Source organism: Pseudomonas salomonii, from assembly GCF_900107155.1.
GTDB lineage: Bacteria > Pseudomonadota > Gammaproteobacteria > Pseudomonadales > Pseudomonadaceae > Aquipseudomonas > Aquipseudomonas salomonii.
In genome coordinates, this window is sequence record NZ_FNOX01000011.1 from 154304 (window position 1) to 171608 (window position 17305).

Annotated in this window: 10 protein-coding genes; 1 reads left to right on the forward strand and 9 read right to left on the reverse strand. The window is 62.3% G+C overall.

Annotated elements, in window-relative coordinates; translation table 11 throughout:
- Positions 1–70 precede the first annotated feature (70 nt).
- The 9 genes from pbpC to BLV67_RS24130 all read right to left on the reverse strand — a co-directional run bounded on the left by pbpC (position 71) and on the right by BLV67_RS24130 (position 15078).
- Positions 71–2380: a penicillin-binding protein 1C gene (gene pbpC / locus BLV67_RS24090; RefSeq protein WP_069785776.1), complete on the reverse strand. Its 2310-nt coding sequence runs from the start codon at positions 2378–2380 to the stop codon at positions 71–73.
- Positions 2361–8177, reverse strand: coding sequence for an alpha-2-macroglobulin (locus BLV67_RS24095; protein ID WP_069785775.1), 5817 nt, complete (start codon positions 8175–8177; stop codon positions 2361–2363). Before BLV67_RS24095 ends, pbpC begins: the two co-directional genes overlap by 20 nt.
- Positions 8178–8456: 279 nt before the next feature.
- Positions 8457–8657, reverse strand: coding sequence for a DUF3077 domain-containing protein (locus BLV67_RS24100; RefSeq protein ID WP_069785774.1), 201 nt, complete (start codon positions 8655–8657; stop codon positions 8457–8459).
- 733 nt (positions 8658–9390) lie between these two features.
- Positions 9391–10323, reverse strand: coding sequence for a phosphatidate cytidylyltransferase (locus BLV67_RS24105; protein WP_017135107.1), 933 nt, complete (start codon positions 10321–10323; stop codon positions 9391–9393).
- A 1-nt stretch (position 10324) separates the two neighbouring features.
- Positions 10325–10945: a lysophospholipid acyltransferase family protein gene (locus BLV67_RS24110; protein WP_069785773.1), complete on the reverse strand. Its 621-nt coding sequence runs from the start codon at positions 10943–10945 to the stop codon at positions 10325–10327.
- 9 nt (positions 10946–10954) lie between these two features.
- A complete protein-coding gene (locus tag BLV67_RS24115) occupies positions 10955–11398 on the reverse strand; it encodes a hypothetical protein (protein WP_069785772.1) in 444 nt (147 codons plus the stop codon).
- A complete protein-coding gene (locus tag BLV67_RS24120; protein ID WP_069785771.1) occupies positions 11388–12686 on the reverse strand; it encodes a phosphatase PAP2/dual specificity phosphatase family protein in 1299 nt (432 codons plus the stop codon). The genes BLV67_RS24115 and BLV67_RS24120 overlap by 11 nt, the downstream gene beginning before the upstream one ends.
- Before the next feature lie 2 nt (positions 12687–12688).
- Positions 12689–14443, reverse strand: coding sequence for a bifunctional alpha/beta hydrolase/class I SAM-dependent methyltransferase (locus BLV67_RS24125; protein ID WP_069785770.1), 1755 nt, complete (start codon positions 14441–14443; stop codon positions 12689–12691).
- Positions 14444–14454: 11 nt separating this feature from the next.
- The gene (locus tag BLV67_RS24130; RefSeq protein ID WP_069785769.1) at positions 14455–15078 is read right to left on the reverse strand and encodes a CDP-alcohol phosphatidyltransferase family protein; all 624 of its coding nucleotides are present in this window, start codon (positions 15076–15078) and stop codon (positions 14455–14457) included.
- 296 nt (positions 15079–15374) lie between these two features.
- Between BLV67_RS24130 and hflK the strand changes: the two genes are divergently transcribed.
- The gene (gene hflK, locus BLV67_RS24135) at positions 15375–17300 is read left to right on the forward strand and encodes a protease modulator HflK (RefSeq protein WP_069785768.1); all 1926 of its coding nucleotides are present in this window, start codon (positions 15375–15377) and stop codon (positions 17298–17300) included.
- Positions 17301–17305 lie beyond the last annotated feature (5 nt).

Here is a 17305-nt window from a genome sequence, read left to right on the forward strand (position 1 = left end):
CAGTGATGTTGGCTGACCCACCGCTATCGCGGGCAAGCCCGCTCCCACAGGGGATCTGCGCTTAGCCAGCTCAGGGCACAAACTCCACTTTCAGCCCGCGGCTCGCACTGCGCCCCTGATCATCGCTGACCCGCAACCGATACTCGCCCGACTTGCCCGGCCGCCAATTCAACGTGGTTTGCGGCGGGCCCTGGCCGATCAGCGTCTGGTCGGCAAACCAGTACAGCGTGGTCGCATCACTGGCCGCGTTGGCATTGAGCGGGATACTTTCCTGCGGCTGGGACAGGCGCAGTTGGTAGCTCACCTGGGTCAGCGGCGAGCGAATCTGCGGCGCTTCGCTTTGGTCGCTGATGCGGTTGGGCTGGCAATTTTTCATCACATTAGGCGGCGTGCGCCGGGGCAGGCCGGCGGCGCGGTACAGGCGCTGCACGTCGCTGGGCCAGAATTCGAAGACTTCTTCGCGGGTGTATTGCGGGTCAAACGGCGGGCACGCGGCCTTGCCGGTGCGCGTATCGATCAGCACCGGGCGGTGCAGATTGGACACGCGAATTGGCGACACGCCGGGGATGTACCAGGTCTTGCGGGTTTGCGGGCACCAGCGGTTGGGCAATTCGCCGGAGGCCGCACACACGTCGATGCGCACCAGCCCGGCGGGCGCCTTGTCGGGCTTGATCACCACGTTGGGCAAGGCCAGCGGCAGGGCGTCGGCGATGCGGAAGAACAGCGGCGCAGCGGTTTTGGCGCCGATAAACGTCGGGTTCGGCCGCCCATCAAAGTTGCCCACCCACACCACCAGCACATACGGCCCCACCAGGCCTGCGCTCCAGGCATCGTGAAAGCCCCATGACGTGCCGGTTTTCCACGCGGTGCGCCAGTGGCGGCCGGGCAGGCCATCCGGGCGCGGGTTGCGGCGCAGCATGTCGCGCACCATAAACGCCGCTTGGGGCGTAAGCAGTTGCGCGCCAGTGGTTTGCGGCTGTTCCTGCACATAGCGCAAAGGCCGCAAATGCCCGTCACCCGCCAGCATCACATACAGGCGCGCCAGTTCCTCCGGCGTCATCTCGCCGCCGCCCAAAGCCAGGGCCAAGCCATAGTGACTTTCCCCACGCAAGCCTTTGATACCGGCGCGTTGCAGCAAGCCGTACAGCGAGGGCGACTGCACCTGGCTGGCGAGCCACACCGCCGGAATATTGCGACTACGGATCAACGCATCCCGCGCCGTCAGTGGCCCGACAAAACTGCCGTCGAAATTTTCCGGCTGGAAGTAGCCGAAGTTACTGGGCAAATCCTTGAGGATGCTCATGGGGTGGATAACCCCCTGATCCAGCGCCAGTCCATACAAAAACGGCTTGAGCGTCGACCCCGGCGAGCGCCGCGACAACACGCCGTTGACCTGGCCGTGGATGCTTGTGGATAAGTAATCCGCCGAACCCACCAGCGCCTTGACGCTCTGGTCGCGGCTGTCCACAAGGATGGCCGTGGCGTTTTCCACACCGGTACTGCGCCGCTCGGCAATAAAACCGGTGATCAGGCGTTCGAGCAGTTGCTGCAAAGGCAGGTTGAGGGTGGTGTTGAGTTCGTTGCCGGGCTGGGATGCCAGCAGCTGTTCGCTCAAGTGCGGTGCCAGAAACGGAATCTGCTGGCGGTTGCGCGCCTCCAGGGGCAAGTCGAGCAAACTGTCGTTACGAGCGTCCTGTGGATAAGTTTCGCGCCAGTCGGCCATCAAGCGCAGCCGCGCATGTTGCAGCGACGGCCCGAAGCGTGCGCGCCGCCCCGGTTGCTGCGGGATCACCGCCAGCGCCAGCGCTTCGGACAACGACAACTGCGCCGCCGACTTGCCAAAGTAAATCCGGCTGGCCGCTTCGGCGCCTTCGATATTGCCGCCCATGGGCGCCAGGTTCAGGTAAGCCTCAAGGATATCGTGCTTGCTGTAGCGCGCTTCCAGCCACAGCGCCAGGGCCATCTGCTGCAATTTGCCCGGCACTTGGCGGGTGTTGAGGTCCCACAGCCGCCGCGCCAGCTGCATGCTCAAGGTTGAGCCGCCCTGGCGCTGGCCGCCGCTGTAGGTGGCCATGGCCGCGCGCAGCAACGCCGGGGGGTTGATGCCCGGGTGCCAGTAGAAATTGCGGTCTTCCTTGAGCAACAAGGCTTCGACCAGTGACGGCGACATGCGCGCAAGCGGCAGCCACAGGCGATATTGCCCATCCTCTGCCAGGGTCATGCGCAGCAACGCGCCGTCATCGGCCAACACCACGCGTGACGAGGTGACGGCCTGTTCCAGCGGGGCATGGGGCCACCATCGCAGCCCTGCCAGCGTGCCTGTAAAGAGTACCGCCGCTGCAAGCAGCGGCGTCAGGCGTTTAAGGCTTGGTAATTTCAAGCTGGCCTACTTTGCCGCGCCCTTGCAGGGTGGTTTCGTACATGCCTTCGGCGTAGGCCGGTGGCGTATTGAACGTCCCTGCGTTGGTGGCGCGCACGCGGTACACGAAAGTGCCTACATCACGCAGCGCGGTGCCGTACAACACCACTCGATCATCGCGCACATCCACGTAGTCCGGCTGCCAGTTGCTCAGCTCGGTCTCGCCGATCGGCGCTTGCCAGGTCTCGGCTTCGTCACCGTCGGCGGTTTCCACGTACTCGGAATCGTCGCCCTCACTTTCACTTTCCTCGCTGCTGGCGGCGGCTTCCGGCTCCGGCGGCAAGTTATACACAGGCTCGACGCCGCCGGGCAGCAAGTCGACCACGGCCACTTGCTGCACTTGGTCACGGTCGGTGGCGCGCAGGCGCAGGCGCACCAGGAACTCGTCGCCCACCGCGACTTTGCTCACCGGCTCGCCTTTGAGGTCGAGGTATTCGTGGATGATTTCCAGGCCATTGTTGATCGGCTTGAGCTTGGCACCCTTGTCGAAACCGGCTTCGCTGAGCATGTAGAAAGCAGCCGGGCCGTCGGTTTTTTCCATCACCAGTTTCTGGGTTTTACCCGGCACGGCGGCGCGCGGTGGCTGGCCGGCCATCTCCAGCAGTTGCTGTTGCTTGTCGCCCAGCCAGGCAGTCGCCTTGAGGGTCATGTCGCTCTGGGCGCGCTGGCCATAGTTGTCCAGGGCGCGCAGCAGCAGGGCGGCCGACAGCGAGTTGTAGCGCTGTTCGTTCAGGCGCTTGCCGAGTTTATCCAGCAGCGCCGTCGGTACGTCGTCAAGCAACTCGGGGAAGTGGCGCGCCAGCAGGTGCAAGTGCTCGGCGTCGTGTACCAGCGGGTCGTAATACAGGCCATCGCTCTCCCACTTATCCACCAGCGAACGCCACGGGATTTTGCGGAACAGGGTATCGGCCTGACGATCCTGCTTGAGCAGCTTGTAACTGGCCGCCAGGTAAGCGGCGCCCAAGTCGTTCTGCCAGGTGTCTTTGAAGTAGCTCTCGTAACGCTCGCGGATGTCGCTCAAGGCGCCGCTCACCAGAATCCCCTGACGGCTCAAGAGGTAACTGGCGTAGGCACGGTTGCGCAATTCCGACAGACCTTCGCTCGGGCCATTGGCCAGGTCCGTCAGGTAGGTGTTGGAGCGCGCCAGCAGGTCTTCCGGCACCGGCAGCCCGCGTTCCTTGGCTTCGATCAGGAAGTCGGTGGCATACAGGCTGGCATACGGCGCCACATCCGGGTTGGCCGCCCACAAACCAAAGCCACCGGCCGAGTTCTGGCGCTGGCGCAGCATGCGCACCGCGCCGCTGAAGGCTTGTTCGGCTTCTGGCGCCGTACCGCCCCAGATCAACGCCGGCATGGCCTTGGACACCAATTGCTCGGTGCAGGCGTAACCATAGTCATCCAGGTAATGTTTGAGGCCGTTGGCCCACACCAGCGGCGACGCGGCCACGCCCAGTTGCACATCGCGCAATTGGCTGAACAGCTCACGCGTCGGTTTCAGCTCTTTGCTGGCGCTGTCGAAACGGCCCAGGCTCAAGGCCACGCGATGCTCGCTCAGTGGGCGGATCGAGGTGGTTTCTGCGACCTGGATACGTTTGCCGTTCGGCAGTACCGCGACAAACCGCAGATCCGCCGAGCCGAGGGTTTCGCCGACCTTGATCTTGAACTCGGCAGTGCCTTCCTTGCGCGGTTGCAGCGACAGGGTGCTGCCTTTATCGCCCTGCACGTTGAGGCCGTCGCTGGTCTGCACTTCAAACTTCACGTCCGCTGCCGCGTCGAGGTTACTGAACACCCCGGCGCTCACATTGAACACGTCTCCCGGCGCCACAAAGGCCGGCACGTTCGGCGTGATCACAATCGGCCCGCGCACTTCGGTATTGGCCTCGCTGACACCCACGCTGTCACTGTCCACTGCCACTGCAAACAGGTGCAGCTTGCCGTTGAAGCTGTCCGGCACCTGGTAATGCAGCACGGTTTCACCGGCGGGCAGGTCAACCAGCCCGGACCACCAGGCCACGGGCGGCTGGTGTTTACGCTTGAACGGGTTGAGGTGGTTGGCCAGCGCGCCTTCGGTGTCACCACCCGGCGCTGCCCCACTGAGCAGGCGGCTGAATTCCGGCAGGATCAGGTCAAGAATCTGACTGGTGCCGACCTCCAATGCGCGTTTCTGGAAGAAGAAGCCCAACGGGTCGGGCGTCTGGTAACGCGCCACTTGCAGGATGCCTTCGTCCACCGCATAAACCACCGCGCGGCCTGGGCGGTCGGCAGTGACCTTGATATCCAGGGTCTGCCCCGGCTCGATCTTCTCCGGGCCTTCAACCTTGAGCGCCATGCGCCGTGCATCCAGGTTGATGCTGAACGGCACCACGCCGTAGGACAGCGGGCTCATATAGACCTCAGGCGAACCCATGTCGCGCACAAACTGCACGTTGACGTAGGCATTGCCCTCAAGGCCTGCAGGCACGCGGATATGTTGCACGCTGTTGGTGCTGTCGGCCTTGAACCACTGTTGGGTGTAAACCTTGTCACGCTCGATGGTGATCAAGCCGGCACCGGTGTAAGGTGCGCGGATGCTGATCGCAATCTCATCACCGGTGGCATAGCTGCGTTTATCCAGGCGCAGTTGCAGCTCGGCGTTGCGCTCCAGCGAGCGCGAGGTGTTGCCGCGCCCGGCCACGCTGTAGTCCATCTGGTTGAGCAGACGGCCATTGGCGTCTTTGACTTGCAGGGTGAAATCACCCGGCGTGCCGGTGTTGAGGGTCTGCTTGGCGCCGTCCTTGGTCATCGTCAGCGGGGAGGCCGGCTGGCTGATGTTCTTGATGCGCGACTCGTATTTGTAGGTGCCGTTGGACTGTTTCACCAGTACCGACACGTAACGGTGTTCCACCACCTCACTGGTCAGGCCATCCACGGCCATCGGCGTGAGGTCCGGCGCGACGGCCAGCCATTGCACCTGGCGCGGGGCGTCCTTGGCGACGTACGACAGCGAATCCTGACTTTTCACACCAACCAGATAAGGCGCGGACGACACCAGCAGCGCACTTTGCGCCGCCACGTTGCGGCCACCTTCGGCCTCGAATACCTGGGTCATCACCTGCAGGCGATAGGTGCTGCTGGCGAAGCGTTGCAGGTTGAGGTCGAGCACGGCCTGGCCGTTGTCGTCGACGGTGGTTTCGGCCAGGTCTTCGGTGCTGGCTTCTTCCAGGGAATCGTTGAGGCGGAAGCGGTAATCGGGGTAACGGTCAAAGGCCGCGAGCGTCGGGCTCAGGGACATTTTCGCCGTGACGCGCCGGCCGGCTGCCGGAGCGCCGAACAGATGCATCGCGGTGACTTTGGCCACCACTTGGTCGGGCGGAATCCAGCCCAATACCGGTGTGTCGTGCAAGCTCAGGCTGACCTTCATGCGGTCTGGCTCAAAGTCGCGAACCTTGAAGCTGACACTGCCCAGGTCGGTGCGGGTGTTTTTCTGGCCGATCAGCTGCAAGGTCGCGGTGTAATCCCCGGCGGGGGCGACTTCACTGCTGGGGAAATCAAAGGTTTCAAAGCCGCTGGTGGACAGCTTCAGCGGCTGGCGAATCACTTCCAGACCGCGTGGGTCGGTGATTTGCAGCTCAACCGGCAGGCCTTGCAAGGCGCCTTTCCAGTCGCCGCTACGCACGATCATGCCCAGGTGCGCGGTCTCGCCCGGGCGGTACAGGCCACGGTCGGTGAACATATACGCGCTGAGGCGATTAATCGCGCCGTCTTCTTCCAAACCACCTACATCGAAGCGTGAAAAGTCCAACTGCTGGGACTGACGGGCAATCGGCAGGAACGACTGGTCATTGCCGCGGGTGACTACATACATCAGTGGTGTTTTCTCACGGCGCAGTTCATCCAGCTTGGCGAAATGCGCGTGGCCTTCAGCGTCGGTGCGGCCGCTGGCGACCGGCAAACCGTTGCGACCCATGATGTCGACTTGTGCATCAGCCACCGGCGAGCCGTTGCCGATGGACTGCACAAACACATCGTGGCTGCCGTCGCTGGAGCGCTTGGCGATGATGCCCAGGTCGGTGACCACGATAAAACGCAGGTCGCTGGTGCTGTTGCGCTCGTACTCGAACGTGCGCTCGGCCGGGTCATCCTGCGGGCTCAGCTTGAGCACGAAAATGCCTCGACGGCCGCCATTGGCGGTGAGGTAGTGGCTCAGGTCGACGTTGTCGTAGACGGTTTTCGCCGGGTCATTGGACGACAGCGCTATATCCAGAGACTGACGCTCAACCATGCGGTCGAAGTATTCATTGCCGAAATTCGGCCGGGCGAAGCTGCCGCTGCTTTGGTCGACCAAATGCTGCAACTGGTTGGGCAGCAGGCGGGCGATTTCCACATGGGCGCCGGGCACGCCCCGGGCCATGAAGCCCAGGCGTTTTTCGCCGTTGAGGCTCAGCAGCGCGCCGTCCGACAGGAACTGCAAGGTGCGCGGGTACGCCGGCATGCTGATCAGCGAGGCGGTAGGGTTTTTCGCCAGGTAACCGCCAATGGCTTCCAGGTTGGCGGGCACGCGCACATACAACGCGCGGCCGGCCGGGGCCTTGAATTTGAACGCGTGCAGGGTGTTCAGCGGCTCGACGCTGGGCACGTGGGTCAGGCTGACCTTGGTACTGCGCGCGAGCATCGCGTCATCGATATCGTTGCTGGTGTAAGGGCGGGTGTCGTCTTCGGCCTTGGCCGGTAGCAACCAGGCCTGGACCTTGCCGGCGATGGTGTCATCGGCCACGGCGCTGGAGCTGCTGAACATCAATACCGGCTCCGGTTCGCCGCGCTCGTTGTCGACAAAGCTGACTTCGGCAGCGGTAAACGTCAGGCGATAACGGCCGGGCACGGTGACTTCCGCCACCAGTGGCGCGTTGCTGGCATTGCCGCCGTCACGGGCCTTGATGCCTTCATCGAGCTTGGCGCTGACCGGCGTGCTTTCCAGTGGCGTGGCCAGGGCGGCGGAGCGCACGTAAGCATTGAGCTTGAGCTCGTCGAAGGTGATTTCCGGGCGGTTGGGTAACTGGGCATCGCGGTAGGCCAGGCCTTTGCCGAGGGTCACCGAGACGCGCTTGCGCAGGTTGTCTTCATCCACCGGGTGGGAAAAGTGGAAGGTCGCCACCAGCTGTTTCAGCGTCGGGTTGGACGGGTCCTGGTACAGCTCGTTTTGCGCCAGGGTGGCGCGGAACGGCTGGGTCGAGAACTGGCTGCTGTATTGGCTCAGCAGCACGCCGTCAGCCAGCAGCTGTTTCTTGGCCAGGTCGAGTGTGTAATGAGCATCCACAGGCCAGTCTTTTTCGGGCACGAACACTAACGTGCGGTCGTCGGACCAGCGCCAGGCGCCTGCAACGCTAGGCTTGAGGTTGATGCCTTCGGTAACCGGCTTGCCAATGGCAGCCAGTGGGGCCACCGACTCGGCAAAGCGCACCTGCAAGTTATCCACAACCGCAGGCTGCTGGGTGTAATCGGTCAGGTTCGGCTTATGCAGCGAATAACCCACGGTGTGGGGCTGCGGCAAATTCGAATACCAGTGCCAGCCGTAAAAACCAGCAGCGGCCAGCAGCACCAGGCCCAAGACCCCGGCCCCCGTCTGGCGCGGATAGGCGCGGGCTTTACTGCCCAGGTTCCCCACGCCACGGCCCGTGGCTCGCAGCCAGGCTGGCGGCTGCCATTGGCCAAAGATGGCACTCACCACAGTCAATAAAGCGCCGATAATACGGCGGCTGATCGCTTTCAACGAATCGAACATGGTGAGCATCCCTGGCAAAGTGCGGCCTATCTTACACGCGTCTTTGATACAAAAGATGACGTGAAGTGGTCAGCGTGCTCAGGTGTGTTGCACAAAGGTGAGGCGTACCGCAAAACCGATCGAAAGGTTGGCCGTGAAGCAAGGTTTCGGATTGAGCGGGGCCTCCCAATACACCACAAAAGACCTGTGGGAACTGGCTTGCCTGCGATGGCGGTGGCACACCAACAAGTGATGCTGGCTGACACTCCGTTATCGCCAGCAAGCCCGCTCATTACATTTTCATGAGGTGCTCATGCATTCCAGTGAGCGGTCGACCATGACCTTGGCCATTTCCATTAGATGGCCCGCAGCCTTGGGCGAGTCGCTTAACTGCTCGGCACAGTGAAGCAGATCTGAGGCATAAACCAATGCGTCTTCGAAGCTGAGCTCGGGGTGGGGGATGAAAAATGGATGGGGTGGACCGGGTCTTACTTGGCTCATTGCGGTAACTCCAATGTAGGTAATTGGAGCTGACAACCATCGCTGCTAAACAATGGGTGGCAGCTGTACGCAGGTTAGCAGGCCGGAACATTGGGAACCCGGCGCACCCGAGGGTGCCCTGCGCACAGCCACCATAAAGCGACGGCATAAAAAAACGCCATGCTTCAGATGGCGCTTGTGCGCCCAATGTTAAACGTTCGAGCTGCTAAACCCGGTCACTGAATTGACAGTGACCAACGCAGACTAGCCATCGAAAAGGCAGCGCACAAGCGGTTGGGATTCTCTCGGAAATGTCCTGCGAAAGAAAGGGACGCAGGAGGTAGGAACGGTGGTTTCAGACTTTGCTGAGCCCTCGAAAGCACTGCAAAACCACTGTGGGAGCTGGCTTGCCTGCGATGGTCATAGGTATCTACACAACTTTTAAAGGCCGCCACTTTCTCCTGTGGCGAGCAGGCTTGCCCTGCGCTGGGCTGCGAAGCAGCCCCAAAACCAGACGCTGAATTCTTTCAGGAAGATTGCAGTGCCTGTACTGGGGCTGCTTCGCAGCCCAGCGCAGGGCAAGCCTGCTCGCCACAACAGCTCACTTGCAACAGACTTCGTGTTAACCGGTTGTGTAGATACCTATGCTGCGATGGCGGTGGCACACCCAAAAGTGATGCTGGCTGAGACTGCGCTATCGCAGGCAAGCCAGCTCCCACAATTGATCTGTGTTGGGCTTGAGAGAGTGCGTGTCTCAAGTCCACCAGTAGCGCACAAGGTGGAAGAAAATCGGCGCGGCAAAGCACACCGAATCCAGGCGGTCCAGCATCCCGCCGTGGCCTTCGATCATGTGCCCCCAATCCTTCACGCCCCGGTCGCGCTTGATCGCCGACATCACGATGCCGCCGGCGAAGCCCAGCAGGTTGATCAGCAGCGCGATCAGGAATGATTGCCATGGGTTGAACGGCGTGGTCCACCACAGCGCCGCGCCGATCAGGGACGACAGCAGAATCCCGCCGACAAAGCCTTCCACGGTTTTGGACGGTGACAGGTTGGGCGCGATCTTGTGTTTGCCGAACAGTTTGCCGCACACGTACTGCAGCACGTCCGACAGTTGCACCACGATCACCAGGTAAGCGATCAGCAACAGGTTGCGGCCTTCGTAGCCGGGAATATCGAGGGTGAGCAAGGCGGGCACGAACGACACGCAGAACACCGCAATCATCAGGCCCCATTGCACCTTCGACGCTCGTTCCAGAAAGTGCGTGCTGTCGCCACCCAGCGAAGCGAGGATCGGCAGCAGCAGGAACACGTACACCGGAATGAAGATCGAGAACAGCCCGTACCAGTCGGCATAGATCAGCAGGTATTGCAGCGGCAGCGCCAGGTAAAACGCCGCCACCAGCGCCGGGTAGTCGCTGCGCCGTGTCGGCGTGAGGGTGAGAAATTCGCGCAGGGCGTAGAACGACACTGCATAGAACAGCAGGATCACCGCGCCGGTGCCGAGCCAGAAGGCGATACCGATCACCACCACCATTACCCACCAGGCATTGATGCGGGCGTTGAGGTTGTCGACCACTGCATTCGGTGTGCCACGGGTGCGCAGTTTGAGGATCAGGCCGATCAGCGAGGCGAGCACCAGGATCGCGCCGATCCCGCCGAACAACATCAGGGTTTGGCTATCCATGTCAGACATGCTCCGGAGCGAGGGCAAGCAGGGCGTCGCGGGTGCGGGCAAGGAAGGCGGTTTTGTCTTCGCCTTCTTCCAATTGCAGCGGCGCGCCGAAGCTGGTGGTACACAGCTTCGGCAGCGGCAGTACGCGGCCCTTGGGCATGACCCGGTTGAGGTTGGCGATCCACACCGGAATCAATTCGGCCTGTGGGTAACTTTTGGCCAGGTGATACAGGCCACTTTTGAACGGCAGCAAACCGTCCTCCAGGTTGCGCGTACCTTCGGGAAAGATGATCAACGAATCGCCGCCTTCCAACGCGGCCAGCATCGGCTGCAAGGGGTTATCCACAGGGTCTTTGCGCTCGCGGTCGATCAACACGCCGTTGAACACGCGGTTGATGATGTAGCGGCGCAGTGCGCTTTGGTTCCAGTAATCACTGCCGGCCACCGGGCGCGTGAATTTACGCAGGTTCTGCGGCAACGACGCCCATAGCAAGACGAAATCACCGTGGCTGCTGTGGTTGGCGAAGTAGATGCGCTGCACCGGCACCGGCGCGCACCCCAGCCACAGGCTACGGGCGCCGGTAACGGTGCGGGCCATCGAAGTAATTAGGGTGGCGACCACGGGTTCGAACATGGGGATTCCTTATCCGGCGAAAGGTAGCCAAGGGCTGGCGAGGATGACGGCCAGGGTCAGCAGCGCTTGCGCGGCCAGCAACCAGGCTTGTTTGCGCAGCAGTTTGAGCGCGCCGCGACGGCGTTCGGTCCAGGGCCGGCCCGCGCGTTTGGGCGATTGCAGGCCGATGCTCTGCAAGGCTTGGTCGAGATCGGCCGTGCGCTCGGTGTCGCGGGCCAGCAGGGCGAACAGGTCGGCGTCGAAGGCCACGCGCAAGGCCCAGTACTTTTGCAGCAGGCCGAGAATAATCATCCACAGGCTGAGCAGCAGGCACAGGGTCGAAACGCTGGCCAACAGCAACTGAGCAAGGCCGAACAACACACCAGCCACGGTCAGGCCTGTGGATAACTGATCCAGCGAACGGCCACGTCGCAGCAGGCTGGCAACGACCTGGAGTTCCATATCAGCGGGCATGGGGCAAACCCTCCAACGCTTTACGGTGAGCAGGATGCAGAACCACTTCGGTCCGTGCTGTACGAATAATAGCCAGTGCCTCGTCGACCGTGGCAACTCGCCCGCTGTGCAGCAGCCACGCGGCGACGGCGGTGGCGCTGCGCGAGTAGCCAAGGGCGCAGCACACCAGCAGCGGGCCGCTTGAACGCAGGCGTTCAATGGCCTCGGCAGCTTGCAGGCATTGCTCAGGCGTTGGCGCGATCAGGTCGAGTACGGGCACGCATTCATAAGCGCGGCCCTGTGGATTAATCGGCAATTCGGCGCACAGATCGACGATGGCCGTGAAGGAACCTTGCTCGCCGGTGGCAGGGATTCGACCAAGCCAGACGTTATCCACAATCTGGTCGGGCTGTAGATGTTTACGTGTCCAGAGCCGGGAATTTATCCACGCGGCCGCCAAGTAGGGTGCATACAGCCAGCGCGCCGCTGGCGTGAGCCGACCGTCTTTGCGCTTCTGGAAGCCCGCCGCGCCGAGCACAAAGTAGTTAGCCTTGATCAAACCCAAGGAAACCGCTGGCCAAAGCAGCCACAACCACCCGCCACGCAGCACCCAGGCCAGGATCACCAGCACTAAAGCGCCAAGGCCGTAGCGCATGCCCAGTCGCCATCGTTTTGTGTCCCGCGTCAGCCGTGCATTCAACAGCGGGCTCGGATGTTCCACCGGCCACAGCCACACACACAACCAACCCGCCAGCGCGCCTGTGGGTAAGTCGATAAAGTGATGTTGATAAGTGGTCAACACCGAAATACCGATCAACACAAACCAGCCATGCACCAGCCAACGCCAGAACCCTTGGGTGTGACGCTGGTACATGACCCACAAAATCACCAGCAGCGCGATATGCAGCGATGGTGCCTGGTTGAAGGGTTTATCAAAGCCGGCCAGCACCGCAAACAGCCAGCCGAATACACCATCCAGCTCCGGCCGTTCAAAGGTGAAACGCAGCGGCCAGATCAAAAAGCAGCTCACGGCAATGACTTGCGCACTGAGCAGGCGCAACGCGTGTTGTTTGAGCTCATGGCGAGTAGTGGGCAGTAGCAGCGAAAACCCGTAGAGCAGGTCGATGGACCAATAGGGCACGATGGTCCAGGCCCAGAACGGCATATGGGTTTCCCAGCCGAACACCAGCGTGCCCACATCGCTGCGCTGGCTGGTGATCCAGGTGGCAAAGCCGTAGGTGCTGAAAAACAGCGGCGCCAACAACAGCAGCCACAGGACGGCGGGTTTCAATAAACCGGGTTCACGCATGCTCAGATCTTCTGCGCCAGGGACACGGTGAAAATGCCCCACTCATCCACACGTTGGGTGATTTTGCGAAAGCCCGCCGCCTCGACCAATTGATCCATTTCGGCCTGGCTGCGACGGCGCATTACCCAGGCCTGGCCCTGGCGATGGCTGGTCAACGCGCGGGCGATCAGTTCCAGTTGCGGGTGCCACGGCTGGCCGGTGTAGACCAGATACCCGCCGGGCTCCACGGCTTCGGCAAGACCTGCCAGCGACCCGCCGACCATGCCGTTATCGGCAAACAGCTCATACAGCCCGGACACCACCGCCAAGGTTGGCTTGGGCTCAAGCGCCGACAGGTCCGCACGATCAAACGCATCGCCTTTGACGAACTGCGCGATGTCCCCCAGGCCTTTCTCGCGAATCAGCGCTCCGCCGTCACGTACGTTGATGTCGCTGTAGTCGCGCAGCAGGATTGATTCCGGCAGCGGCGAAACGCCCTGCAAGGCTTCGAGAATGTAGCGCCCGTGGCCGGCGGCGATATCGACAATGCGCACTTCGCGATCATTGGCACGCAACCTGGCCATGGCCAGCCGTAGCAGTTCCTCGACGTTCAACTTGCGCTGGCGAATGCCGCGCCAGCCGATGGAGTTGAGGTAATTGGTGTCGATCATCCGCCCCAGCCCGCCCTTGCCGGTGGGCGTGTTGCGGTACACGTAGTCCAGGGTGCTGCCGGAGTCGAAGCCGGTGTCGAAACCCAGTTTCACCCCGTCCGACAGGTTCTTGCCCAGGCCCATGCTGGCGCGGGTCATGCGCCAGTACAGGTCGCGCAGGGAGTTACGCGGCAGCGGCGCGGCGAGGGCTTCGGACTCGGCGCAGGTGGCGCCCATTTTGTCGGCATCCAGCAGGGCGGCGCGGTCCAGCGGGTGTTGGAAGTTCTGCAGGATAAAGCGCCGGGCGCTGCTCACGGCCACGGCACGGTCGCGCTCGCCAAGGGTGTCGTGGAAAAAACCGGGCAGGATGTGCAGCTCTTTTTTCAGGCTGCCAAGCCGGTCGAAAAATTGCTGCTGGGGTTTGCGGTGCACCACAAAGTCGGAGCCGGAGATGAGCAATTGTGTCGGCACCTGGATCGCCTGGGCATCGGCGACTACCCGGTCGGCGGCTTCGTACAAACCCAGCAGCACATTCACCGAAATCGCCTTGGTGATCAGCGGGTCGCTGTCGTAGGACGCGACGCGCTCAGGGTCATGGCTGAGGAACTTGGCCTTGACGTAGCTGTTGACGAAAAAGTTGCCGCGAAACTTGCGCATCAACGCCAGCCCAGGCCGGGCGAAGGGCACGTACAGCTTGACCTTGAATGCCGGGGAGGCGAGCACCAGTGCGCGGATTTTTGGCGCGTAGTCGTGTACCCAAGTGGCCGCGATCACCGCGCCGACGCTTTGGGCGATGACGGCGACGTTTTGTTCTTCTATGCCGTAAGTGGCGCCGATGTGTTCGCAGAAGGTCTGCACGTCGCGGGCGCTGGTGGCGAAGCTTGGGCTGTCACCGCGCGCGCCCGGCGATTGGCCGTGGCCACGGGCGTCCCAGGCGAAGAAATCGAATTGCGGCAGGTCGAGCTCGTCGACCAGGTGGGCAATACGGCCCGAATGCTCATGGCCGCGATGGAACAGCAGGATCGCCTTGCGCGGCGCGTCGCCCTCAGGCGCAGTGGCCGGCCAGTGCCGATAAAAAAGCTCGACGCCATCATGGGTACCGAAGGTGTGCTCTTGCTGTTCGCGCATCGCAAAAATCCTTATGCAATCGGTGAGGTTTCTTGTTGTTCTTTGAGGCCCTGACGCACGCGGTTGACCAAGGTGTAGGCGAGCAGGGCAGCGACCAGCCACATCACCGCATCGACCCCGCCGGCGCCGAGCCAGCCCAGCGCCACGCCAGTGGCGAGCACGCCGAGTACGAACGCCCGATCACTTTTGCCCATCGGCCCGTCATAGCGGCGTGAGGCCCCCACCATCGGCCCCAACACGCCGGCGTATTCGCTGAACACGGCAAGCAACGCCACCAGCAGCACCGGCGCCAGGCTCACGCCGGGAATCAGCGCAAAGGGCAGGATCAACGCGCTGTCGGCGATCACGTCGCACAGTTCATTAAGGTACGCACCCAGGCGTGATTGCTGGCCGAATTCGCGTGCGAGCATGCCGTCGATGGCATTGAGGGCCATGCGCAGGACCATCCACAGCGGGATCAGCGCAAACAGCCAGAGATGTTGGGCAAAGCTGGCGATCAACAGGCCGACCAGCAAGGAAACGACGCCGGCCAGCACGGTGATCTGGTTGGCGGTGGTGCCGTTGTCGTAAAGGCGCTGCACAAGAGGGCGCAGCAGGTTCTGAAAACGCGGTTTGAGCTGGTAGATCGAAATCATGACGCTTCCTTGTCCATGGGCCCGCGAAAAACTGTTTGGAGTGTGCCGATTAATCCGTGCCTGCACCAGTGATGGCTCGTGTTTCTGGGGGTTTAATCACTTTCCAGAGAGCACCACAGAACAAATGTGGGAGCTGGCTTGCCTGCGATGGCGGTATATGAGGCCAACCATCAATAACTGGCAGACCGTTATCGCAGGCAAGCCCGCTCCCACAAGGGATTTACGCTGTTTTCGGACAAAAATTTCACGCTGCGTGTTATATCGTAACCAATTGTATGTAAGCGGACGTTAAGTGGATGCAAGTGGATCTGGAAGCTGACGGCGCTTCGGTTGAAGGCCTTCCGCGTTTTCAACAAGGGCTGTTTCATGCCCGCCGGTTGCGCCAGGCGGGCATCAGCCTGACGGCCCTGGCCGTGGCCGGTTGGGTGCTGGCGCTGTTTGTCGCGCTGTTCGCGCCGCTGTCGATCTGGCCGGTGGTGCTGATCAACTGCGCGTCGGCCTTGCTGGTGCTGGTGGCCGGGTTGCAATCGGCGTGGTGGGTGGCGGATTGGCGCGCCCAGGCGCTGGAAACGCCCACGGCTGAACTGATCGAAGCGTCCGGCGAAGAGGTTGGCGCGTTCGCACGGGCGCTCAATAGGTTTGGCAGCGGCGTGCTGTCACAGGTTGGCGCACCGGTGCTGTGGCTGTGCGGCTGGTCGTTGCTGGCGCTGATCAGCATCATCGAATTCTGGAACCTGGCCTTGCCCGCCGCGGCGGTGGGGCAATCGGCGAGCATCGGCGCGGCGGTGGCCCTGGCGTTGGCCTTTGGCTTGCTGGTGTTCGAGCGCCGCTTGGCCCAGGAAACCGCCGTGCAATGGCCGGAAGCGTCACAGCTGGCGCAGTTGAGCCGCGTGGCGATTATCAGCCTGGTGGTCAGTGCGATCTGCCTGCTGTTTGCCGGTGCCGAATCCGTGTGGCCGCTGCGCCTGGCGGTGTTGACGGGGCTGTTGCCCGCGTTGGTGGCGCTGGAGTTTCTGCTAAGAGGCGTGCTGTCACTGTTCAGCCCGCGCCAGCCGCGCCTCGAGCCGCGCTTGATGGCGCAAAGTTTTATCGCGGGCCTGCTGCGTTGGCCACCCCAACCCTTGCTGGCGTTGCAGCACGAATTGCACAACCGGTTCGGCATCGACTTGCGCCAGATCTGGGCGTTTACCTACATGCGCCGGGCATTTTTGCCGGTGCTGTTGGTGGTGCTGGCGGTAGGTTGGGCGCTGACCGGCGTGCACGAAGTGCCCCTGCAAGGCCGTGGGATTTATGAGCGGTTCGGCAAACCCGTGCAGGTGTTCGGGCCGGGCTTGCATGCCGGGTTGCCTTGGCCATTGGGTCGCGTGCTGAGCGTGGAAAACGGCGTGGTGCATGAACTGGCCACCAGCGTCAGCGAGGCGGCCGCGCCGGAACTGGCCTCGGCGGAAGGCCCGGCGCCCTTGATCGCCAACCGCTTGTGGGACGCCAGCCATGTGAATGACAAGTCTCAGGTGATCGCCAGCAGCAGCGGCGACAAGCAGAGCTTCCAGATCGTCAATATGGATGTGCGTTTCGTCTACCGCATTGGCCTGACGGACAAGGCCGCGCTGGCCGCCACCTATAACAGCGCGGATGTACCGACGCTGATTCGCAGCACCGCCAGCCGCATCCTTGTGCATGATTTTGCGTCGCGCACCCTCGACGAATTGCTCGGTGAGCAACGCACCAGCCTCGCCGACGAAGTAGGCCGCGCGGTGCAGGCGGACCTGCAAAAACTCGACAGCGGCGTGGAGATTTTGGCCACGGTAGTCGAAGCGATTCACCCACCGGCCGGTGCTGCCAATGCTTATCACGGTGTGCAGGCGGCACAAATTGGCGCCCAGGCGCTGATCTCCCGCGAACGCGGGGCTGCCAGCGAGCAAACCAACCAGGCGTTGTTGCAAGCCAGCACTGCTCGCGATCAGGCGGTGGCCACTGCCCGTGAAGTAAACGCGGGCGCCCAAGCGGCCGACCTGCGTTTTACCGCCGAACAAAAAGCCTACGCCACTGCGGGTCGTGCCTTTGTGCTGGAACAGTACCTGGGCCAACTCAGCCAAGGCCTGGCCCACGCCAAGCTGCTTATTCTGGATCACCGCCTGGGCGCCGATGGCGCGCCGACGATCGATCTGCGTTCTTTTACTTTGCCGGCCGACCCGATGGCGCCGCGTAAAGCCGTTCAATAAGGAGT